Origin of the sequence: Kocuria sp. (genome assembly GCF_030530945.1) — a bacterium.
Taxonomy (GTDB): Bacteria; Actinomycetota; Actinomycetes; order Actinomycetales; family Micrococcaceae; genus Kocuria.
Map to the genome: position 1 here is coordinate 144,546 of NZ_JAUMTZ010000001.1, position 19,780 is coordinate 164,325.

At 71.5% G+C, this 19,780-nt stretch carries 20 protein-coding genes and 1 riboswitch; of the genes, 10 read left to right on the forward strand and 10 right to left on the reverse strand.

The annotated features are described in order from the left end of the window. Nucleotides 1-234: 234 nt before the first annotated feature. The gene (locus Q4A22_RS00650; protein WP_303176602.1) at nucleotides 235-1,245 is read left to right on the forward strand and encodes a hypothetical protein; all 1,011 of its coding nucleotides are present in this window, start codon (nucleotides 235-237) and stop codon (nucleotides 1,243-1,245) included. Nucleotides 1,246-1,408: 163 nt separating this feature from the next. Here the strand turns inward: Q4A22_RS00650 and Q4A22_RS00655 are convergent, their stop codons facing one another. Together Q4A22_RS00655 and Q4A22_RS00660 are read right to left on the reverse strand one after the other, a co-directional pair. Continuing rightward, nucleotides 1,409-2,323, reverse strand: a complete 915-nt coding sequence (locus Q4A22_RS00655; protein WP_303176603.1) for a hypothetical protein — start codon at nucleotides 2,321-2,323, stop codon at nucleotides 1,409-1,411. A gap of 4 nt (nucleotides 2,324-2,327) precedes the next feature. Then, complete coding sequence (locus tag Q4A22_RS00660; RefSeq protein WP_303176604.1) at nucleotides 2,328-3,134, reverse strand: exodeoxyribonuclease III; 807 nt, start codon at nucleotides 3,132-3,134, stop codon at nucleotides 2,328-2,330. Nucleotides 3,135-3,220: 86 nt separating this feature from the next. Here Q4A22_RS00660 and Q4A22_RS00665 point away from each other — a divergent pair, with 86 nt between their 5' ends. Beyond that, nucleotides 3,221-4,480, forward strand: coding sequence for a phosphatidylserine/phosphatidylglycerophosphate/cardiolipin synthase family protein (locus Q4A22_RS00665; RefSeq protein ID WP_303176605.1), 1,260 nt, complete (start codon nucleotides 3,221-3,223; stop codon nucleotides 4,478-4,480). A gap of 139 nt (nucleotides 4,481-4,619) precedes the next feature. Here the strand turns inward: Q4A22_RS00665 and Q4A22_RS00670 are convergent, their stop codons facing one another. Both Q4A22_RS00670 and Q4A22_RS00675 read right to left on the reverse strand, forming a co-directional pair. Then, on the reverse strand, nucleotides 4,620-5,960 hold the full coding sequence (locus Q4A22_RS00670; RefSeq protein WP_303176606.1) for an LLM class flavin-dependent oxidoreductase: 1,341 nt from the start codon (nucleotides 5,958-5,960) through the stop codon (nucleotides 4,620-4,622). Between the two features lies 1 nt (nucleotide 5,961). Next, nucleotides 5,962-6,726, reverse strand: a complete 765-nt coding sequence (locus Q4A22_RS00675; RefSeq protein WP_303176945.1) for a 3-oxoacyl-ACP reductase — start codon at nucleotides 6,724-6,726, stop codon at nucleotides 5,962-5,964. Nucleotides 6,727-6,773: 47 nt separating this feature from the next. Continuing rightward, nucleotides 6,774-6,911, reverse strand: a riboswitch (TPP riboswitch). A gap of 161 nt (nucleotides 6,912-7,072) precedes the next feature. On the opposite strand from Q4A22_RS00675, the gene Q4A22_RS00680 reads away from it, so the two are divergent. After that, entirely contained in the window at nucleotides 7,073-7,933 is an 861-nt protein-coding gene (locus Q4A22_RS00680; protein WP_303176607.1) for a PadR family transcriptional regulator, read from the forward strand. Nucleotides 7,934-8,085: 152 nt separating this feature from the next. Here the strand turns inward: Q4A22_RS00680 and Q4A22_RS00685 are convergent, their stop codons facing one another. Further along, nucleotides 8,086-8,295, reverse strand: a complete 210-nt coding sequence (locus tag Q4A22_RS00685) for a hypothetical protein (RefSeq protein ID WP_303176608.1) — start codon at nucleotides 8,293-8,295, stop codon at nucleotides 8,086-8,088. Nucleotides 8,296-8,691: 396 nt separating this feature from the next. Between Q4A22_RS00685 and nhaA the strand changes: the two genes are divergently transcribed. Further along, nucleotides 8,692-10,050, forward strand: coding sequence for a Na+/H+ antiporter NhaA (gene nhaA, locus Q4A22_RS00690; RefSeq protein WP_303176609.1), 1,359 nt, complete (start codon nucleotides 8,692-8,694; stop codon nucleotides 10,048-10,050). Between the two features lie 12 nt (nucleotides 10,051-10,062). Here nhaA and nadE read toward each other — a convergent pair whose 3' ends face one another. Further along, entirely contained in the window at nucleotides 10,063-10,890 is an 828-nt protein-coding gene (gene nadE / locus Q4A22_RS00695; protein ID WP_303176610.1) for an ammonia-dependent NAD(+) synthetase, read from the reverse strand. A 135-nt stretch (nucleotides 10,891-11,025) separates the two neighbouring features. On the opposite strand from nadE, the gene Q4A22_RS00700 reads away from it, so the two are divergent. The 4 genes from Q4A22_RS00700 (at nucleotide 11,026) to Q4A22_RS11810 (ending at nucleotide 15,020) form a co-directional block, all read left to right on the forward strand. Further along, a complete protein-coding gene (locus Q4A22_RS00700; protein WP_303176611.1) occupies nucleotides 11,026-11,808 on the forward strand; it encodes an enoyl-CoA hydratase in 783 nt (260 codons plus the stop codon). 265 nt (nucleotides 11,809-12,073) lie between these two features. Beyond that, nucleotides 12,074-12,475 (forward strand): molybdopterin-binding protein, encoded by a 402-nt coding sequence (locus Q4A22_RS00705; protein WP_303176612.1) that lies wholly within the window; start codon nucleotides 12,074-12,076, stop codon nucleotides 12,473-12,475. A gap of 32 nt (nucleotides 12,476-12,507) precedes the next feature. Then, complete coding sequence (modA, locus tag Q4A22_RS00710) at nucleotides 12,508-13,353, forward strand: molybdate ABC transporter substrate-binding protein (RefSeq protein ID WP_303176946.1); 846 nt, start codon at nucleotides 12,508-12,510, stop codon at nucleotides 13,351-13,353. 14 nt (nucleotides 13,354-13,367) lie between these two features. Then, entirely contained in the window at nucleotides 13,368-15,020 is a 1,653-nt protein-coding gene (locus Q4A22_RS11810) for an ABC transporter permease (RefSeq protein WP_368410534.1), read from the forward strand. A 22-nt stretch (nucleotides 15,021-15,042) separates the two neighbouring features. Here the strand turns inward: Q4A22_RS11810 and Q4A22_RS00725 are convergent, their stop codons facing one another. Further along, nucleotides 15,043-15,846 (reverse strand): hypothetical protein, encoded by an 804-nt coding sequence (locus Q4A22_RS00725; protein WP_303176613.1) that lies wholly within the window; start codon nucleotides 15,844-15,846, stop codon nucleotides 15,043-15,045. Continuing rightward, nucleotides 15,843-16,820 carry an ABC transporter ATP-binding protein gene (locus Q4A22_RS00730; RefSeq protein ID WP_303176614.1) on the reverse strand — a complete coding sequence of 326 codons (978 nt, stop codon included), beginning with the start codon at nucleotides 16,818-16,820 and terminating at the stop codon, nucleotides 15,843-15,845. Before Q4A22_RS00730 ends, Q4A22_RS00725 begins: the two co-directional genes overlap by 4 nt. 188 nt (nucleotides 16,821-17,008) lie before the next feature. Between Q4A22_RS00730 and Q4A22_RS00735 the strand changes: the two genes are divergently transcribed. Beyond that, nucleotides 17,009-17,302: a putative quinol monooxygenase gene (locus Q4A22_RS00735; protein ID WP_303176615.1), complete on the forward strand. Its 294-nt coding sequence runs from the start codon at nucleotides 17,009-17,011 to the stop codon at nucleotides 17,300-17,302. Between the two features lie 79 nt (nucleotides 17,303-17,381). On the opposite strand, the gene Q4A22_RS00740 is transcribed toward Q4A22_RS00735, so the two are convergent. Next, nucleotides 17,382-18,455 carry a permease gene (locus tag Q4A22_RS00740; RefSeq protein ID WP_303176616.1) on the reverse strand — a complete coding sequence of 358 codons (1,074 nt, stop codon included), beginning with the start codon at nucleotides 18,453-18,455 and terminating at the stop codon, nucleotides 17,382-17,384. Nucleotides 18,456-18,624: 169 nt separating this feature from the next. On the opposite strand from Q4A22_RS00740, the gene Q4A22_RS00745 reads away from it, so the two are divergent. Continuing rightward, nucleotides 18,625-19,170: a hypothetical protein gene (locus Q4A22_RS00745; RefSeq protein ID WP_303176617.1), complete on the forward strand. Its 546-nt coding sequence runs from the start codon at nucleotides 18,625-18,627 to the stop codon at nucleotides 19,168-19,170. Between the two features lie 95 nt (nucleotides 19,171-19,265). Here Q4A22_RS00745 and Q4A22_RS00750 read toward each other — a convergent pair whose 3' ends face one another. After that, on the reverse strand, nucleotides 19,266-19,727 hold the full coding sequence (locus Q4A22_RS00750) for a hypothetical protein (protein ID WP_303176618.1): 462 nt from the start codon (nucleotides 19,725-19,727) through the stop codon (nucleotides 19,266-19,268). Nucleotides 19,728-19,780: the final 53 nt, after the last annotated feature.

The window sequence follows — 19,780 nt, forward strand, 5'->3', positions numbered from 1 at the left end:
CGGCGAGAGGTAGAAGGGGGAGAGCCACACGGCTTCACCCAGACGCTTCCGGACCCCGCGCCCCCGCCCTCCGCCCCGTGTTGCCGCAATTGCTCCGTTGTTGCGGATTTCTGCGCCCCCGCGTGCATCTGCTCCACCTCACAGCGCGACAATGGGCGCATCAGCCCACGGAGGAAGCCGGTGGCCTGTGGACAGCTCCCGCCGGCGGGAGGCTTTTCTCCCTAGAGTCCGGACATGGCGACGTACCAGCAGCACCCCGTTCCGTTCCACCCCGAACCCGCCGTGGTGACCACCGCAGAAGCGGGTGGGCGGGCGTCCCAGCTCGTCAAAGCCTCGGGAATCCACCGGCTGGCACGGGGACTGTGGGTGCTGCGGGACCAGCCGCTCACCGGCGTGGAGAGAGCGGTTCTGCTGCAAAAGCATCTGGGTGGGCCCGGGGCTGGGCTCGTGGTGAGCGGGGTGCGGGGACTGGAGCTGCTGCGTCTTCCCGTGGGGGACACCGAGGCGTGGGTGCACGGTCTCCTCGCCTCAGGGCCGGTGCAGAGACCCTCACGGAGTTCTGCCGCCGCGGCCCAGGCACTCACGGCGGCCCAGCAACGGGTGGACCTGCTGTGGCGGGAGCGCCGGGTGCAGTCGCAGCAGGAGGGGATCAGGATCGCCAGGTCCCACGGCCTGCCCGCCCTGGAGGGCCCGTGGGGCAGCCGGATCGCGCATCCCCTGGAGTCCCTGGCGCGGCTCGCCCCCGCGCTGTCCCCGTGGCGGCTCACGGCCTGCCTGGATGCGCTGCTCTCCACACGGTTCGTCGTCCCGGGAACCTTTCAGCCGGTGGTGTTCACACGGGATCACCTGGAGGAGTGTCTGGGGATGCTTCCTCCCCACGCCCGCGGGGTCATCCGGCTGCACCGTGCGTGGCGGGAGGCTCGCCCCTCCTGCTGGTCCCCGGCGGAGACCCTCACCCGTCTGATCATCGCCCGCCGCGGACTGCCCGAACCCGAGCTCAACCATCGAGTGGACGCGGCGGGTCACGCCTTCCTCCTGGACCTCGCATGGCCCGGGAAGCGTGTGGCTCTCGAGTACAACGGTGCCGTGCACGCCCAGGAGATCGGTCAGTACCGGGACGAGATGTACCGCCTCTCCCTCCTGCGGGACGCAGGGTGGGACGTCTCGGTCCTCACGTGGGACGACCTCCGGTCACCGGCCCGCCGAGAGGCGTGGCTCACCCGTCTCCGGAGGGAACTCGACTGAGCGGCGCGCTTTCCTGTGGAGCAAACGCACGCCAGGGCGCCAAAATCGGCATTAGCGGAGCAAACGCAGCAAGAGATCGTGGGGCCTTGGGGCGGGGAGGGTTCTGCCGCTGGGGCTGGGGCTACCGCTGGGGGGGGCGACGGCGCGGCGTCGGGGTTTCGGGTCAGTTCGCCTGCTGCAGCTGGGCCAGGGGGGCCCAGCGCACGAAGATGCGGCGCAGCCCGGCGGTGGCCGATCCGAAGTCCCCCTCGCGCAGCAGCTCCACGGCGTCGGCCATGTCCTGCGGGGACTCGTCCGGCTGGATCCGGTCCGCCAGGGACCCGTAGTCCAGGCTCACCAGGGAGTCGGGGCCGAACGAGTCCAGCCACCGGCCCAGGCGGGTGAGGTCCTGGGCGAAGGCGGCGGCCTGCCGGGCCTCGTCCGGGAGGTCGTCCTCGGGGGCGTCGCCGGAGACGGCCCGGCCGGCGTCGTCCACGATGCCCGCGGCGCGGATGGTGCGCTGCGCGGCGGTGTCCGCAGGGGCGATCAGGCGGTGGACCTCGCGTCCGGAGTGCAGGGAGCTCACGTGGTCCGAGGGTGCGAAAGCTGCGAACCAGGACAGCGGCACCACGTACGCGGACTCGCGGGTGTGGACGGGCAGGAAGCTCTCCCGGTGGTTGGCCTTGGCGGCGGCGTCCACCTGGTCCTCGGGGACCAGCAGGGGCAGCAGCTGGGCGCTGTCCTCGTTCTCCGCGGCGGTGAACAGGCGCAGGGAGCGGCGCAGCCGCTGGGTGGGGTGGAACACGGGGAAGTCGCCGGCCCCGCGCGCCACCCGTCGGGCTCCGGCGGGTGCGGCGGAGAACGGCATGCTCCACAGCGGCTCGCGGGCGGGCGGGAGCAGGGGCTGGGAGGTGTCCGCCAGCCGGGCGAGCTGCTCGGAGAGCTCGTGCACCCCCGCGGTGAAGGGGTCCAGGGCCCGGGGGATGCCCGGGGCGTAGACGGCGTCGAGATCCTGCTGGGGGACGTAGACGCGCAGGGCGAAGCGCATGGGCGCGCCCGTGACGCTGCGGTAGGCGCTGCCCGCGTTGATCAGGGGCACGGGCTCAGTCGATCTCGATCACGACGGGGGCGTGATCCGACGCGCCCTTGCCCTTGCGCTCGTCGCGGTCGATCCACGCGTCCGTCACGCGCGCTGCGAGCGCCGGGGAGCACAGCTGGAAGTCGATGCGCATGCCCTCCTTCTTGGGGAAGCGCAGCTGCGTGTAGTCCCAGTAGGTGTACACGCCGGGGCCGGGGTGGCGCTCGCGGACCACGTCCTGGAACCCGGCGTTCTCGAGGAACGCGTGGAACGCCTCGCGCTCGGGCGGGGACACGTGGGTGTAGCCGCCGTCGCGGAAGAGCTGGATGTCCCAGACGTCCTCGTCCCGCGGGGCCACGTTCCAGTCCCCCACCAGGGCGATCTGCGCCTGGGGGTCCTCCCGCAGCCACTGCTCGGCGTGGCCCTCCAGGACCTTCAGCCACTCGAGCTTGTACGCCATGTGCGGGTCCTCCAGGCCGCGCCCGTTGGGCACGTAGAGGGACCACACGCGCACGCCGTCGCACGTGGCGGCGATCGCGCGGGCCTCCTGGACGGGCTCCTGCCCGGGCTTGCCGAACGCGGGCTGGCCGGGGAACGTGCGCTCCACGTCCGTGAGTCCCACGCGGGACGCGATGGCGACGCCGTTCCACTGGTTCAGCCCGAAGTGCGCCACCTCGTACCCCGCGAACTCGAACAGCTCCCACGGGAAGTTCTCGTCCTTGGCCTTGGTCTCCTGGATGGCCAGGACGTCCACGTCCGAACGCTCCAGCCACGCCTCGATGCGGTCGGCGCGGGCCCGGATGGAGTTCACGTTCCACGTGGCGATTCTCATGGCCTCCACGGTAGCCACCCGCACGGCGGGGGAGAAACCGGTGCGCCACCCCTCGGGGTGGAGATGGGGGGCAGTAGTGTGTGCTCATGAGTGCAATGCGGGCGCTGTCCGAGATCAGAGAACGCCGGATCCTCCTCAAGGCCGCCGGCGTGGGTGCAGGGTCCCTGCTGGGGGCGCAGGCGGTGGTGGTGGCGTCCCTGGCGGGGATCGACTGGTGGAAGCAGCGTGGCCGCAAGCAGCGCGACGCCCCCCGTCCGGGCACGTTCACGGCGCAGGTGCAGGACTCGGAGCTGACCATCTACACCTCCGGCCAGGACGTGTACGAGGACATGCTGGAGGCCATCGACAACGCCCAGCACTCCATCCACATGGAGACCTTCATCTGGAAGGGCGACGAGCTGGGGCAGCGCTTCCTGGACGCCATGAACCGGGCCGCGGACCGCGGGGTGGAGGTCTTCGTGATCTTCGACGGCTTCGCGAACCTGGTGGTGCCGAACACCTTCTACCGCTTCTCCGACAAGGTCAACGTGTTCCGGGTGCCGTTCCTGCGCCGGCCCTTCTGGAAGGGGCCGCTGCGCTTCTCGGGGCTGAACCACTCCAAGATCCTGGTGGTGGACGACGAGACCGGCTTCGTGGGCGGGTTCAACATCGGCTCCATGTACTCCCGGCAGTGGCGGGACACGCACATCCGGGAAGTGGGCCCCGCCGTGTGGGGGCTGCGCAACTCGATCGCCACGGTGTGGAACGAGGACCGCACGCCCGAGAAGGCGATCGAGTGGATCCCACCGCGCAGCTGGGACCCGGAGGTGTGGGTCTCCGCGAACCTGCCCATCCAGCTGGTGTACCCCATCCGCGGGATGTACATGAACGCGATCGACCGGGCGCAGGACCACATCTGGATCAACACCCCGTACTTCATCCCGGACCAGCAGATCCTGGACACCCTCCTGGACGCCGCCAAGCGCGGGGTGGACGTGCGGATCATGGTGCCGCGGGACTCCAACCACATCCTGGCGGACTGGGTGTCCCGCGGGTTCTACGGCCAGCTGCTGGAGGGCGGGGTGACCATCCTGCTGTACGCCGCGTGCATGATCCACTCCAAGACGGCCACGATCGACGGCAAGTGGTCCACGGTGGGCACCGCCAACTTGGACCGGTTGTCCCTGTCCTTCAACTACGAGACCAACGTGGAGATCGTGGACCCGGACTTCGCCGCGGAGATGGAGAAGGTCTTCCTCGCGGACAGCGAGCACTGCGAGGAGCTCACCTCCCCGCGCTGGCGGGACCGCCACCCCATGGCGCGTGTGGCGGAGACCATCCTGATCCCGCTGCGCCCCCTGCTCTAGACCGACGACGCCGCCGCACCCGGCCTCTCGCCCGCCTCGCACCGACTCCCCGCGGCGGGGTCACGGGGAGCGCCGAGGCCGGCACGAGCAACGCCGCCGTGCCCCGGGGAGGGGCGCGGCGGCGTCGTCGTCCGGCGGGTCAGACCGCGGTGAGGTGACCGCGCAGGGTGGAGGCGGTGTACCCGGTGCGGAACAGGCCGCGGCGCTGCAGCTCGGGGACCACCAGGTCCACGAAGTCCGTGAGCGAGTCCGGCTGGACGGGCGGCATGAGGTTGAAGCCGTCCGCGCCGCCGTTCTCGAACCACTCCTGCATCCGGTCCGCGATGGACTCCGGGGTGCCCACCATGGTGCAGTGCCCGCCGCCCGCAGCCAGGCGCCCGAGCAGCTGGCGGACCGTGGGGTTCTCGGCCTCCACGATCCGCAGGATGGTGCCGTAGCGGCCCTGCGGCCCGGTGAACTCCTCCAGGGGCGGCAGCGCGGGGACGGGGGCGTCCAGCTCCCACCCGGAGCAGTCCTGGCCCACGAACGTGGAGAGCTGCGCCAGGGACTGCTCCACCGGCAGCAGCCGGTCCACGCGCTCCTGCTTGGCCAGGGCCTCCTCGTGGGTGCGGCCCACGTAGGTCACCAGTCCCGGCATGACCACCACGGACTCCGGGTCCCGGCCGGCCGCGGCCACGTGCGACTTCACGTCCGCGTAGTACTCCTGGGCGGCCGGGAGGTCGTAGGCCACGGCGTAGATGCCCTCCGCGACGTCCCCCGCCAGGGCCTTCCCCGGCCCGGACGCGCCCGCCTGGAAGAGCACCGGCTCGCCCTGCGGGCAGCGCGGCACCGTGAGGGGGCCGTCCACCAGGAAGTGGCGGCCCACGTGGTCCACCGGGTGCACCTTGGCTGGATCCGCCCACTGGCCGTTGCGGTCCGCGGACACGGCGTCCTGGTCCCAGCTGGCCCACAGGGCACGGGCCACCGCCACGAACTCCCGGGCGCGCTCGTACCGCTCGTCCTTGGGAGGCATGGCCTCGTAGCCGTGGTTGCGGGCCTCCGCGTCCCACATGGAGGTCACCACGTTCCAGCCCGCGCGCCCGCCCGAGATGTGGTCCAGGGAGGCCAGCATCCGGGCCGCGTGGAACGGGGTGAAGAACGTGGCGGACACCGTGCACACCAGGCCGATGCGCTCGGTGGCCCGCGCCATCGCGGACAGCGTGGTCAGCGGCTCCAGGGACCACTGGGGTCCGCCGGAGACGTTGCCCACGCTGTGGCCGTCCGCGAAGAACACGGCGTCGAACAGCCCGCGCTCCGCGGTCCGGGCCAGCTCCTCCCAGTAGGCGATGTCCGTGAGGCGATCCACCGCGGAGTCCGGGGCGCGCCAGGCGGCCTGGTGGTGGCCCGTGCCGTAGAGGAAGGCGTTGAGGTGCAGTCGGCGGCCGGACCGGACCGCGGGACTCGGCGCCGCGGCGTCGTCGTGCTCGGAGGGTGCCGTCATGTCAGTCCACCACCAGCCCGCCGTCGACCACCAGGTTCTGCCCGGTTACGCCGCGGGACCAGTCCGAGGCGAAGAACAGGGCGGTGTCCGCGAACTCCTCCGGCGTGGTGACGCGGCCCAGGGGAGTGCCGGCGGCGATGTAGTCGAAGACCTCGTCCGGGGTGGCGGCGCTCGCGTCCGTGGTGCGCAGCAGGCCGCCGGAGATCATGTTCACGGTGATGCCCTGGGGGCCCAGGTCCTTGGCGGCGGTGCGGGTGAGGGAGAGCAGGGCGGCCTTCGCTGCGGTGTAGTCGTGGTAGGGAACCACGGGGTTCTGGAACAGGTTGGTGCCGATGTTGACGATCCGGCCCCGCCCCGCCTCCACCATGCCGGGGGTCACCGCCTGCATCACGTTGAGGGCGCCCACCACGGCGCCGTGGAACTGCTGGGTCAGGTTCTCCGCGGTCAGGGTGTCCAGGGTGGGGCGGGCATCCCCGTTGAAGCTGAAGTCCACCAGTGCGTTGTTCACGGCCACCGTGACGGGCGCCCCGAAGTGCTGGCGCGCCCGGACCGCCATGTCCCGGACCTGCTGGGCGTCCCGCACGTCCGCCTGGACAGCGAACGCCCGATCCTCCCCGAGCTCCCGGACCAGCGCGCGGGCGCGGTCCTCGCTCGCGTGGTAGTTGACGACGACGCGTGCGCCCTCCCGCGCGAACGCCCGGCTGAGGTGCTCCCCCAGGCCGCGGGCGCCCCCGGTGATCAGGACGATGTTGTTGTCGATCCGCATGCTCACTCCTGCGTGGCTCACGGCGAAGAACGCGGTGCGCCCGCTGGGCGGAGCCACCGTGACATCCCTTCGCCAGTACTAACTGGACAGGTTCGACGGGTGTGGTCTCAGCCGCTGCGGTCCTCCGCCCCGCGCCAGTACGGGCGCGGGGGTGAGGACGGGCAACGGCACCCCGTGTCACTGGGGCCAGTGTAGCCAGCGAGTTCTGCGAAGGGCCAAGGGCCTTGTGGGGGGTCTTGCGCCGGGCGAGAAGTGGCGATACTGTTCCGATATATCGGCGACAGAACGAAGAACATCGGGCGTCGTCGGTGCTCATCAGTAGAACAACGATTCAGGAGGATCGACCATGATGAACGTCAACGAGAGCGGCGAGGGCCGCGGAGGCTTCGACGAGCAGCAGGATCCCCGCCAGTTCGGCGGGCACGGTTTCGGTCGCGGGGGACACCGCGGGGCCGGGCGCCCCGGGTTCGGTGGCCCCGGCTTCGACGGGCAGGAGTTCGGCGGCGCCGGGCACCGTGGGTGGGGTCAGGCACCGGGATCTGATTCCCACGGTCCGCGCATGGGCTTCCAGCCCCAGGGGCCCGGCCGGGAGCAGGGCCCCGATGGCCCCGGCCAGGACTTCGGCTTCGGCGGTCCCGGTGGGGGAGACCCCCGCTTCGGTGGGCAGGAGGGCCCCATGGGCGGCTTCGGTCCCGGCGGGATGGGAAGGGGTCGTGGCCCCCGCGGCGGCGGACACCGGCGCGGCCCGGGCCGGGGTCGCCGCGGGGACGTGCGCAACGCCATCCTGGCTCTCCTCTCGGAGGAGGACCTCAACGGCTACGGCATGATCAACGCCATCGCCGAGAAGTCCAACGGCCTGTGGCGCCCCAGCCCCGGATCCATCTACCCCGCGCTGGGCCTGCTGGAGGACGAGGGCCTGATCGAGGCCACCACGGTGGACGGCAAGAAGGCCTACACCCTCAGCGAGGCCGGGCGCTCCCACGTGGCGGAGCACGCCGAGGAGGTCGCGGACCCCTGGGACCGCGTGGCCCAGCCCTACCAGGGCTTCCTGGACGTGCGCGGCGACCTGCGCCAGCTCGAGATGGCCGTGCAGCAGGTGGTCGTCACCAGCGACCGTGAGCAGATCGAAGCGGCCCGGAAGATCGTGGAGCGTGCCCGCAAGGACATCTACCGGCTCCTGGCCGGCGATGCCCCCACCGACGCCTGATGGCCCCGCGGCCACCGCGCGACAGCCCCTCTCCGCCCCCCGCCACCGCGCACGCACCCGGGTCATCCGGGTGCCGCGGCCGGGGGGAGAGGGGCTTTTCGGGTGCCTGGGACAGTGCGAGCCCGCTCCGGGAGGTGCTGCCGGACCGCGGGTCAGGAGCGGGCGACGTCGTCTGCTCGGCGACGCCGCCGGCGGGCCTCCGCGCGAAGAGCCCGGCCGGCGCCGATGAAGGCGAGGAGGGCCAGAACCAACTCCATGGTCATGACCACCCAGGCATCCCTGGCGCCGACGAAGGTCAAGACGAAGAGGACCAGCAGCGCCGAGCCCTGAACGAGGTACCCCGCCGATTTCCGCGTGACCATCTGGCCATCCTCAATGGACGCCGGGCCACGCGTCAACAAGGGAAGACGGCACGGCTGCTGGGTGGGTGAGGGTGCTACGGGCCTGGGTTGGCCGAAGAATCGGAGAACCTCACGACTCTTGAGAGCTGTTGCTAGCGTGTTCGCATGAGCCCAATGATGTGGGTCGCAGTTGTCATCGCGGTATTCGTGGGCGCGGGTGCTGTGTGGTGGTTTGCACGGCAGGACTTGAGGGGGCCTAGGAAAGGCGCCCCCACGCACGAGAAGCAGCCTTTCAACGGGCGCGAATGAGAACTTCCGGGGGTGACGCAGGGTCCTCCTGCTACCCTCAATGGCTGGTGTGCCGGGAAGTCTGGTCGGCGGAAGTGTCATGTTGCCCGTCGACTCCCGGAGGCCCACTTGCCCCCTCATCCTTCGCCCACCCCTGCCCTGGACACGCCCGGCGCCGCTGAGGCGCCCGCAGCGAATGGCTCTGCAGGATCCGCGCCGGCCCGTTCCCCCGAGGCTGAGACCGCCCCGGAGGGCCGGAAGCCCTCCGCCTTCTCCCGCCTCCTGGCTTTTCTCCGCCGTGAGACCGTGGCCGGCATCCTCCTGGTGGCCGCCGCGGCCGTAGCCATCGTGTGGGCCAACTCGCCGTTCGCGGACGGCTACTTCGCCCTGCGGGACCACGAGATCGGCCACGAGCCCTGGCACCTCCACCTGAGCCTGGGGTCCTGGGCCGCGGACGGTCTGCTCGCCATCTTCTTCTTCCTCGTGGGCCTGGAGCTCAAGCGCGAGTTCGTCGCCGGTGACCTGCGGGACCTCGGCAAGGCGGCGGTGCCGGTCGCGGCGGCCGTGGGCGGCGTCGTCGTCCCCGCGCTGATCTACGCGGCGGTCAACCTCTCGACCCCCGAGACCCTGGGCGGGTGGGCGATCCCCACCGCCACGGACATCGCGTTCGCCGTGGCGGTCCTCGCCATCGTGGGCTCGCACCTGCCCAGCGCGCTGCGCCTGTTCCTGCTGACACTCGCGGTGGTGGACGATCTCCTGGCCATCACCATCATCGCCGTCTTCTACACCGACGAGGTGCACGTCCTCCCGCTGCTGCTCGCCCTGCTCCCGCTGGCCCTGTTCGCGCTCCTGACCCACCGCTTTCCACGCTTCTTCGCGCGCCGTGCATGGGCCGCCTGGGTCATCCTGGTGCCACTGGCCGCGGTCACGTGGGCTCTGGTGCACGAGGCCGGGATCCACGCCACGGTCGCCGGCGTCCTGCTCGGTTTCGCGGTGCCCGTCCTTGGGGCGCGCTCCTCCGCGGAGCCGGTGGAGCTCGTGCACCTCCTGGAGCACCGCGTCCGGCCCCTGTCCGCCGGGTTCGCGGTGCCGGTCTTCGCGTTCTTCTCCGCGGGCGTCGCGGTGGGCGGCTGGGACGGCTTGACGACGTCGCTCGCGTCCTCCGTGACCCTCGGCACCGTCGCGGGGCTCGTGGTGGGCAAGCCGCTCGGGATCATGGGCGCCACGTGGCTCACCACGAAGCTCACGGGCCGCAGGCTCGACCCCTCGTTCCAGTGGCTCGACCTGACCGGGATCGCACTGCTGGCGGGCATCGGGTTCACGGTGTCCCTGCTGATCTCCGAGCTCAGCTTCGACCCGTCCGCAGGTTTCGACGACCAGGCCAAGGTGGCCGTCCTGACCGCCTCGGTGCTGGCGGCCGCGCTGGCCGGAGGGTTGCTGGCGTGGCGCAACCGCCGCTACGGGGACGCCGCCCCGGCCACGGCATAGGTCAGCGGGGCCTCAGCCTTCCCGCCACCAGTCGTCAGCCGGGGTGACCGGCACGGTGCGCTTGTGGCGGGAGCGCAGGAAGATCTGCTCCAGCTTCTCCGCGACCTGCTCGGGGACGTCCCTGCCCTCCAGGTAGTCGTCGATGTCCTCGTACGTGAGGCCCAGCTCGTCCTCGTCCGTGCGGCCGGGGTTGTCGTTGAGCAGGTCCGCGGTGGGAACCTTTCCGACCAGCCGCTCGGAGGCTCCCAGGTACTCCAGCAGCTGCCGGTTCTGCCGCTTGTCCAGCCCGGCCAGGGGGAGCAGGTCCGCCCCGCCGTCCCCGAACTTGGTGAAGAACCCGGTGATGGACTCCGCAGCGTGGTCGGTGCCGATCACCAGCAGGCTGTGGTCCCCGCCCACCGCGTACTGCGCGGTCATCCGCACGCGCGCCTTGGTGTTGCCGCGCGTGAAGTCGGTGAGCGTGTCCCCGGTGGCCGCGGTGTAGGCGGCCTCGAACCCGTCCACGGCCGGGGCGACGTCGTACGTGAGCACCCGGTCCGGCGCGATGAACGCAAGGGCGGCCTGGGCGTCGTCCTCGTCCTGCTGGGTGCGGTACGGCAGGCGCATGGCCACGAACTCCGCGGGAACCTCGTCCTCGCGCAGCTTCTCCACGGCCAGCTGCGCGAGCCGCCCCGCCAGGGTGGAGTCCACGCCGCCGCTGATGCCCAGCACGAAGCCCCTGGTGTGCGTGGCCCGGAGGTAGTCGCACAGGAAGTCCACGCGCCGCGCGGCCTCTCGCTCGGGGTCGATCTGAGGGGCCACGCCGAGTTCGGCGATGATCTGTGCCTGCAATTCACGCATGCGGCCATCGTACCGAGCGCGTGTTTCGGGGGTGTGACGGGCCTTCCCGGCGCACGACGCCGCCGGGCCACCTGCCGCGGGCCGGGCGCCCTGCGCGGACGAAGGGGCGCGGCGGCGTCGTGAGATGCTGGTCACATGAGCGAGAACACCTACGAAACCATCCTGGTCCGCCGCGAGGGGCGCGTGGGCGTGATCACGCTGAACCGCCCGAAGGCGCTGAACGCCCTGAACGAGCAGACCATGCGGGACGTCGTGGCGGCCGCCACCGGGCTGGACCGCGACCCCGGGATCGGCGCGATCGTCCTCACCGGCTCCGAGAAGGCATTCGCGGCCGGCGCGGACATCAAGGAGATGAGCTCCCGGTCCGGGCAGGACATGTACCGGGACGACTTCTTCTCCGACTGGGACGGCTTCGCCCGGCTGCGTACTCCCAAGGTCGCCGCGGTGGCAGGCTACGCGCTCGGCGGTGGCTGCGAGGTGGCCATGATGTGCGACGTGATCCTCGCCGCGGACACCGCGACGTTCGGCCAGCCCGAGATCACGCTGGGCGTCATTCCCGGCATGGGCGGCACGCAGCGGCTCACCCGTGCGGTGGGCAGGGCCAAGGCCATGGACCTCATCCTCACCGGCCGCCAGATGGACGCCGAGGAGGCCGAGCGCTCCGGACTCGTCTCCCGCGTGGTCCCAGCGGACTCCCTCGTGGACACCGCCCTGGAGGTGGCCGGGAGGATCGCGAGCATGTCCAAGCCCGTGGCCCAGCACGCCGTGGAGTCGGTCAACACCGCGTACGAGACCACCCTGGCCGCAGGCCTGCAGTACGAGCGCCGGGTGTTCCACGGCCTGTTCTCCACCGCCGACCAGAAGGAGGGCATGGCGGCCTTCGCGGAGAAGCGGAAACCGAACTTCTCGCACGAGTGAGCACCGGCACCGAACCGCGCGGGGTGGTGCCCGCCCGGTGACACGCGCCGACGGCGCCGTTCGGGGGAGACCCGGGGCGGCGCCGTCGTGCTGCCCGGTGGCTGCTGCAATAACGGAGCAGATGCAGAAATCGGGCGGTTCTGGTGCATTTGCTCCGTTGATGCAGGGGAAGGTGCAGGGGTGGACGTGGGTGCGCCTTGGTGATCAGTCCGCAGGTGCGGTCACAGGACCTCCAGACAGCCGCATCTGCGGATAGGCTGAGCGCATGACCTTCCTCCGTGTTGCCCAGGCGGCCACCTTCATGGGTGTCAGCGACGACACCGTGCGGCGGTGGATCGAGCAGGGGACGCTCACCCGGCAGAAGAACCCCGCGGGGCACACCGTGGTGGACGGCGGGGAACTCGCGCAGCTGGCCCGGCGCAGCGCCGTGCACCCCGAGGACCCCGCGAACGTGAGCAGCTCGGCCCGCAACCGGCTGGTGGGGCTGGTCACGGCGGTCACGTCCGACCGCGTGATGTCCCAGGTGGAGCTGCAGTGCGGGCCCCACCGGATCGTGTCCCTCATGAGCACGGAGGCAGTGCATGACCTCGGCCTGGAACCCGGTTCCGTGGCCACGGCCGTGGTGAAGTCCACCGCGGTGATCGTCGAGACGGAGGGACGCAAGTGACGGGACGTGAACGGGACACCAGCCCGCAGGGCATGAGCCCGGCTACCGGGGGAGCCCGATCGGGGAAGCGTGCGTCGGCCGCCGCCAGGATCACGGCGGTCACCGCCGCCGCCACCTTGGTGTTCGCGGTGCTCGCCGGGTGCTCCACCGGTTCGGGTGACGGGGGCGGGGGAGGTGACGCCTCGGCGTCGTCGTCCGGCGGGGACAGGACCCTGCGCGTGTCCGCGGCGGCGTCCCTGACCAAGTCCTTCGACGAGCTGTCCCAGGACTTCGAGAAGGACCACCCGGGCGTGCACGTGGACGTGAACTACGGGGGGTCCTCGAGCCTGGTGCAGCAGCTCACCGAGGGGGCACCGGCGGACGTGTTCGCCTCCGCGGACGAGAAGAACATGGAGAAGCTCACGGACGCTGGTCTCGCGAAGGGCGAGCCCGAGGTGTTCGCCACGAACGTGCTCACCCTGGTGGTGCCCGAGGGCAACCCGGCGGGGATCAAGAGCTTCCAGGACGTGGTGGACAAGGACGTCAAGCTCGTCACGTGCGCCCCGGAGGTCCCGTGCGGCGCGGCCACCGAGAAGGTGGAGAAGGCGGACGGTGTGACCCTGAAGCCCGTGAGCCAGGAGAACGCGGTGACGGACGTGCTCGGCAAGGTGACCAGTGGCCAGGCGGACGCGGGGATCGTGTACGTCACGGACGCGAAGTCCGCCGGGGACGAGGTGGAGACCATCGACATCCCCAAGGCGGACGAGGCCGTGAACAAGTACCCCGTCGTGGCCCTGGACAAGGCGCAGGACCCAGAGCTGGCCAAGGAGTTCGTGGACCTGGTCACGGGTGAGCGCGGCCAGAAGGTCCTGAAGGACGCGGGCTTCGGCGCCCCGTGACCCGCCGGCGCCCCGTGACCCACGGTTTCGCCGCGACCCCGCGGTGGGTGGTGCTGCCGGCAGCGGTGGGAGGTGCGCTGATCCTCCTGCCGCTGGTCGGCATGCTGCTGCGCATCGACTGGGGGCGCCTGGGAGGGCTGCTCACCAGCGAGTCGTCGGTGGCGGCGCTGTCCCTGAGCCTGCGCACGGCGGTGGCCTCCACGGTGCTGTGCGTGGTGCTGGGCTGCCCGCTGGCGCTCGTGCTGGCGCGCTCCAAGGCCCGGGGTCTCACGCTCTTCCGCTCCCTGGTGCTGCTGCCGCTCGTGCTGCCCCCGGTGGTGGGCGGCATCGCCCTGCTCCACACCTTCGGGCGCATGGGCTTCCTGGGGCGTCCGCTCGCCGCCGCCGGGGTGGACATCGCGTTCTCCACCACGGCGGTGGTGCTCGCCCAGACGTTCGTGGCGCTGCCCTTCCTGGTGGTGTCCCTGGAGGGCGCGCTGCGCACGGTGGGCACCCGCTACGAGCAGACGGCGGCCGGGCTGGGCGCCTCACCCACCCGCACCCTGTTCCGGGTGACCCTCCCCCTCGTGCTGCCCGCCCTGGCGTCCGGGGCGGCGCTGTCCTTCGCGCGCTGCCTGGGCGAGTTCGGGGCCACCCTCACGTTCGCGGGCAGCCTCCAGGGCGTCACCCGCACCCTCCCGCTGGAGATCTACCTGCAGCGGGAGACCGATCCCGACGCCGCCGTGGCGCTCTCGCTGCTGCTCGTCCTGGTCGCGCTGCTGGTCGTGGGTCTCAGCACCCCGGCACGACGACGCCGCGGCGCAGGCTTCCGCGCCACCCTCACCGGGTGGTTCGCACGGGACGGCGCTCAGGAACCGGGCGGCCCGTCCCATGAGGGGCCGCATGCAGGGGGCCACTCCCCGGAGGCGGGTGCGGAGCTGGCTGGTGCTCCGACCCCTTCCGTGGCGGAATCGAGAGGTGGGCCTCCGGACCCCGGCGTGGGCGCGGTCGAGGGCCCGGAGGAGACACCGGGCGGACCTGCCGGGCTGCGCGTGGACGTGGCCCACGACCGGCGCAGGGTGGCGGCGGAGTTCACGGTGGCTCCCGGCACCACGGTTGCACTGCTCGGGGCCAACGGTGCGGGGAAGTCCACCGTCCTCGGGATCATCGCCGGGCTTTTCGCCCCGGACCGGGGGAGCGTGCACGTGGGTTCCCGGTGCGTGGTGTCCGCTGAGTCGGGTGAGCGTCCCGTGTGGGTTCCCGCGCACCGCCGCGGGGTGGCCCTTATGGCGCAGGAGCCCCTGCTGTTCCCGCACCTGAGCGTCCTGGACAACGTGGCGTTCGGCCCCCGGGTGAGGGGCGTGGGGAAGGCGGCCGGGCGGCGTCGTGCGCTGGAGTGGCTGCGGGAGGTGGGCGCGGAGGAGTTCGCGGACCGGCGCCCGGAGGAACTCTCGGGAGGTCAGGCGCAGCGGGTGGCGATTGCGCGCGTGCTGGCGGCGGAGCCCCGGGTGATCCTGCTGGACGAGCCCCTCAGTGCGCTGGACGTGGCCGCCCGGCCGCGCATGCGCGCGGTGCTGCGGCGTGTGCTCGCGGGGCGCACGGCGGTGGTCGTGACCCACGACGACACGGACGTGGCCGAGCTCGCGGACGGCGTGGTGCGGATGGAGCGGGCTGCCTCCCGGGCCTGAGAGGAGCCCGCCCGTGATGGCCCTACTTCACCTCGCGCGTGAGCACCCGCCAGAGCCCGATCAGCAGCGGCACGCCGATCCACAGCAGCGAGGAGGTCCCCAGCTGACCCCACTGCGCGGCAGTGAGGTCCACGCCCGCCGCCAGCGGAGCGGCCGCCACCTTCAGGTCCACCCAGGCGCCGAGGTCCTGGAGGGCCGGCACGAGCATGGTGGCGGTGGTGAACAGCACGGGCAGGATGAAGTAGGCCACGATCGCCAGCGGCACGGACAGCAGCGCCAGACCGAACGCCACACCCTGCAGCACCACGAGCATCTGGGTGAGCCAGCCACCGGCGAGCTGTCCCCAGTCGGGGTCCGGCGTGAGGGGCTGGCCGGTGATCGCGGCCAGGACGAGGAAGGCCACGAGCGCGAGCACCCACGCCAGGAGCACGGCAACGGTGCCCAGCACCACGGCGGAGAGCAGCTTGGCGAGCACCACCCGGAGCCTTCGCGGCTCCTGGGTGAACGTGATCAGAGCGGTGCGCTGGCTCCACTCGTTGCACGCGGTGATGATGCCGAGCACGGGGAGCAGGAGGCCCTGCGGGGTGGTGGTGAGGTCGAACAGCAGCGAGAGGGGTGCCCCTGACTCCCGCGCCGCCCACATGAAGCCGCCCAGCACGAGCACCGTGAGGACGCCGATGGCGATCAGGAGGCCGCGGCCGGCACGGGTGTCCACCTGCTTGCGCAGCTCCACGCGCAGGAGGGTGGTGAAGGGCAGACCCCGCCCCTCCAGAGCGGGCTGCCCCCAGGGAGTGCTGGTCTTCGGAGTAGCGGGTGCGGTGCTCATGCGCGGGTCTCCTCTCGGACGGTGTCCTGCCGGACGGGTGCGTTCCGATCCGTCGGGTCCTGGTGGGGAATGCTGCCGCCCGGCGAGGTGCGGGCAGTGTCCGCGGTGAGCCGCAGGAACATGTCCTCCAACCGGGTGCCATCGGCGGGGCGGAGCAGGGTGAGGGGCACGCCGGCGTCGAGCGCCACGCGACCCACGCGGGCGGCGTCGGCCTCGATCTCCGCGGCACCGTCCGTGCGTCCCGAGAACGAGATGCCCGCGCCGCTCAGCGCGTTCGCGAAGGCCGCCCGGTCCTCGGCGTCCGCCACGCAGCCGGGGCGGGAGGTGAGCAGGTCTGCCATGCGGCCCTGCGCCACGATGCGGCCGTGGCCGATCATCACGAGGTCGTCCGCGATGAGCTCCACCTCGTGCAGCAGGTGAGAACTGAGCAGCACCGTACCGCCCTGCTCCGCGAAGTCCCGCAGCAGGCCCCGCATCCAGTGGATGCCCGCGGGGTCCAGACCGTTGGCGGGCTCGTCCAGGACGAGCACCTGCGGGCGGCCCATGAGAGCCCCGGCGAGGCCCAGGCGCTGGCGCATGCCCAGGGAGTAGTTCTTGACCCGGCGGGAGGCCTCGGAGCGTTCAAGCCCCACCAGGTCCAGCATCTCGTCCACCCGGGACCGGCCCATGCCGGTGATCGTGGCGGCGAGTTGGAGTACCTCCCGCCCGGTGCGCCCGGGGTGCTGGGCGGCGGCGTCGAGCATCACGCCCACGTGGCGGCTCGGGTTGGGGAGGTCCTCGTAGCGGCGTCCCAGCACCAGTGCGCTCCCGGAGGTGGCGGGCGTGAGGTGGGTGAGCATCCGCAGCGCGGTGGACTTGCCCGCCCCGTTGGGGCCCAGGAACCCGGTGACCCGCCCGGGCTGCGCCACGAAAGAGATGTCGTCCACCGCGGTGAACCCGCCGTAGCGCTTGGTCAAGTGCTCGATCCGAATCATGCCCACCATCCTGACCGCCGGACGGGGCGAGACGGCGGAGGTGGGGGATGCAGGCGAGTCCCGGAGTCCCGCATGCGCCCTCGGCTACAGGGGTGCCGGCCAGTTCCATCACAAACCCCACCCGCGCGGATCGGTAGCATGAGCCGGGCCGGTGACCGTCCGGCGTCGACGTCGAGAGAGGACACCCCATGGCCTTCGTCTGCAGCGCCACCTGGACCGCGAAGCCCGGCGAGGAGGAGACCGTTCGCGACGCGCTCGCCCAGCTCTCCCCGGCGGCGCGCGAGGAGCCCGGGAACCTCTACTACCAGGCGTACCAGAGCCCGGAGGAGCCCCGCGTGTTCCGCATCTTCGAGGTCTACGCGGACAAGGACGCCTTCAAGGCACACGTGAACTCCGAGCACTTCACTCGCTGGGGTGTGGGGCAGGCAATCCCTGCGCTGGAGAACAACGAGCACGAGACGTACCAGACGCTCGACTTCTGAGTCACCCACGCGGTCACCGGGGACGGTCTGACGCCACCGCGGCGCACGGTTTCTGCTCGGACCTCACGGGGCGGCGTCGTCAGCCCAGCACCACCAGGACCCCGGCTGCCAGGAGACCGCCCACCACGGCCCAGCCGGTGACGAGCAGCGTGGTGCGCACCCCGAAGTGGCGGGCCACCATCACGATGGATGGGATGCTCAGCGCGGGCAGGGTGATGAGCAGGACCCCGGCCACGCCGTAGCTGGCGCCCGCTGCGGTGAGACCCACGAGCACGGGGATCTCGCCGCCCGTGGGGATCACCAGGGCGGCGCCGATCACGCCCACCAGGAGCAGCGCGAGCGGTCCGGCGTGCTGGCTCAGTGCCGCGAAGTTCGAGAGCCACCCGGAGAAGAACCCGACGAGCAGGACGAGCACCACGTACTCCGGCACCAGCACCACCAGGTAGCGGCCCAGCGCCCTGCCGAAGCGGGCGAGCATCTCGCCCCACGTCTGCGGATCGGCGGGCAGCGCCTCGGGCGTCTCCACCTCCACCGTGGCGAAGCGCCGACTCACGAGCACGGCCCCCACCAGCACCACCAGGATGCCCACCACCACGCGCGTGGTCACGAACGGCCAGGACATGGTGAGCCCCAGGAAGACGAGCACCGCGGGGTTGAGCAGCGGGTTGGCCAGCCAGTAGGCCATGGTCGCGCCCGCGGGCGCCCCGGACCGGCGCAGACCCACGGCCACGGGGGCTGTGCAGCACGTGCACATCATGCTGGGCAGAGCGAGCAGCGCGCCGGAGATGCCCTGTCCCCAGGACGTCCGGCGGCTCAGGGCCCGCAGCAGCCAGCGCCGGGGCACCAGGGACTCCAGCGCGGCGGCCACCAGCAGGGCGACGGTCGCCGCTTTCCACACGGCCTTGAGGTAGACCACGGTGAAGTCGAGCGCGCCCCGCAGTGACGGCGAGGAACCGGCCGCGCCGAAGATCGCCTTCCCGTCCCACACTCCCGACTCCGCGAGCTTGTGCGCCTTCAGGTCGTAGGGGAGCCACTTGGCCCACAGCAAGCCCGCCACGAGGAGCAGGAGCGTGAGCGCCAGTCCCGCCCAGCCCAGGCGTCGTGCGGGAGCGGTGGTCTCGGGGGTTTCAGCGGGCGAGGTAGAGGTGCTCACCGGGGGCCTTTCGCGGCGGGGCTGGACGCGGCGTCGCCACCGGAGGACGACGACGCCCGGCAAGCCTACGCCCGGGTCTCGCCACCGCGCGGGGTGGCAGGAATGCGCTACGGGCACTGGGACGTGTCTATCTGCACCGGGTGGGTGTGGCCGGTGTCATACTGCCCCTGTGGAGAACCCCCAGCAGCGGCTGCAACCCCTACTGCGTCCCGGCGAGAAGCTTCTGTGGTCGGGCCAGCCCGACCCGCGCGTGCACTTCATGCCCTTCGACGCCTTCCTGGTGCCCTTCAGCGTCCTGTGGTGCGCGTTCGCGGTGTGGTGGACGTGGTTGGCGTTCACAAAGGACGGCCGTCCCGGGTGGTTTCCCCTTGTGGGGCTGCTCTTCGTGGCAATGGGCCTGTACTTCGTTGTCGGGCGGTTTGTCGTCAAGGCCCGGCGCAAACGGCACACGGTCTACGGCCTCACGGACACCCGCGCCATCGTCGTTGAGGGTGACCGAAAAATCTCGGACGTCCGCGTGGAGGACGAGTCCGCGCAGGTGCGGAAACACCGTGACGGCGTGCACGTGGAAGTCATTTTCGGCAGCTCAGGCCTCCAGACCGCCTACCTCAACAGTGGCATGGAGGGCTTCTCACCCGGGCGCCCCTCGCCCGTGGCCTTCTTCGACGTGGCGGACGGGGACGCGCTGCTGCGGGAACTGAACCGCGCGCGCTGAGAGCGGGGAGCAACGCACGCCGGGAGCACCGCAACCCGGCAGCGTCGCGGTTCGTCCCCGCCCGGCGACGGCAAGAGATCGCCTCCGCTGGGGGATCACACCGCCCTGAGGTACTTCCCGCTGGGCTCCCCGTCCGGGAAGGTGCCCCTCAGCTCTTCCATGAACCCGGTGGGGATCTTGTCGTCCCAGAAGGCGTTTCCTCCCTGCGGCTCCGCGCTTGGGTCCTGGTGGGTGAGGTCGAGTGCGACGGGCGGGCGGTCCACGGGGATAATCTCGTGCCGGTACTCGCGCTGCGTGGTTCCGTCCGACACGACGAAGTGCCCGTAGCCGCCCCGCAGGTGGGCCGAGACAACCCGGAGGTCGGGGTGCAGGTCGTCCACCAGCGCGGGTGTCAGCGAGAGGTCGTAGAGAAAACCCGCCCAGTTGCACCGCAGGTTCTCGGGGAGCTCCCCGTACTCCAGTTCCACGTTGCCGTTCTCCCGCACCGTGATGCCCACGATGTCCTCCCCGGAGGCGATGTCGCACGCGCGGTGGTAGAAGTTGTGCCCTGTGCCCATGGGTGCTCCTCCGTTGGTGGGTGGCCTGCTGGGCCGTGCAGCCGGCAGGCGCG

Bases quoted from the DNA above. Each gene is read 5' to 3' on its own strand.
- Q4A22_RS00650 (WP_303176602.1), top strand. From the start codon at position 235: ATGGCGACGTACCAGCAGCACCCCGTTCCGTTCCACCCCGAACCCGCC.
- Q4A22_RS00660 (WP_303176604.1), bottom strand. From the start codon at position 3,134: ATGAGAATCGCCACGTGGAACGTGAACTCCATCCGGGCCCGCGCCGAC.
- Q4A22_RS00665 (WP_303176605.1), top strand. From the start codon at position 3,221: ATGAGTGCAATGCGGGCGCTGTCCGAGATCAGAGAACGCCGGATCCTC.
- Q4A22_RS00670 (WP_303176606.1), bottom strand. From the start codon at position 5,960: ATGACGGCACCCTCCGAGCACGACGACGCCGCGGCGCCGAGTCCCGCG.
- Q4A22_RS00675 (WP_303176945.1), bottom strand. From the start codon at position 6,726: ATGCGGATCGACAACAACATCGTCCTGATCACCGGGGGCGCCCGCGGC.
- Q4A22_RS00680 (WP_303176607.1), top strand. From the start codon at position 7,073: ATGATGAACGTCAACGAGAGCGGCGAGGGCCGCGGAGGCTTCGACGAG.
- Q4A22_RS00685 (WP_303176608.1), bottom strand. From the start codon at position 8,295: ATGGTCACGCGGAAATCGGCGGGGTACCTCGTTCAGGGCTCGGCGCTG.
- nadE (WP_303176610.1), bottom strand. From the start codon at position 10,890: ATGCGTGAATTGCAGGCACAGATCATCGCCGAACTCGGCGTGGCCCCT.
- Q4A22_RS00700 (WP_303176611.1), top strand. From the start codon at position 11,026: ATGAGCGAGAACACCTACGAAACCATCCTGGTCCGCCGCGAGGGGCGC.
- Q4A22_RS00705 (WP_303176612.1), top strand. From the start codon at position 12,074: ATGACCTTCCTCCGTGTTGCCCAGGCGGCCACCTTCATGGGTGTCAGC.
- modA (WP_303176946.1), top strand. From the start codon at position 12,508: ATGAGCCCGGCTACCGGGGGAGCCCGATCGGGGAAGCGTGCGTCGGCC.
- Q4A22_RS00725 (WP_303176613.1), bottom strand. From the start codon at position 15,846: ATGAGCACCGCACCCGCTACTCCGAAGACCAGCACTCCCTGGGGGCAG.
- Q4A22_RS00730 (WP_303176614.1), bottom strand. From the start codon at position 16,820: ATGATTCGGATCGAGCACTTGACCAAGCGCTACGGCGGGTTCACCGCG.
- Q4A22_RS00735 (WP_303176615.1), top strand. From the start codon at position 17,009: ATGGCCTTCGTCTGCAGCGCCACCTGGACCGCGAAGCCCGGCGAGGAG.
- Q4A22_RS00750 (WP_303176618.1), bottom strand. From the start codon at position 19,727: ATGGGCACAGGGCACAACTTCTACCACCGCGCGTGCGACATCGCCTCC.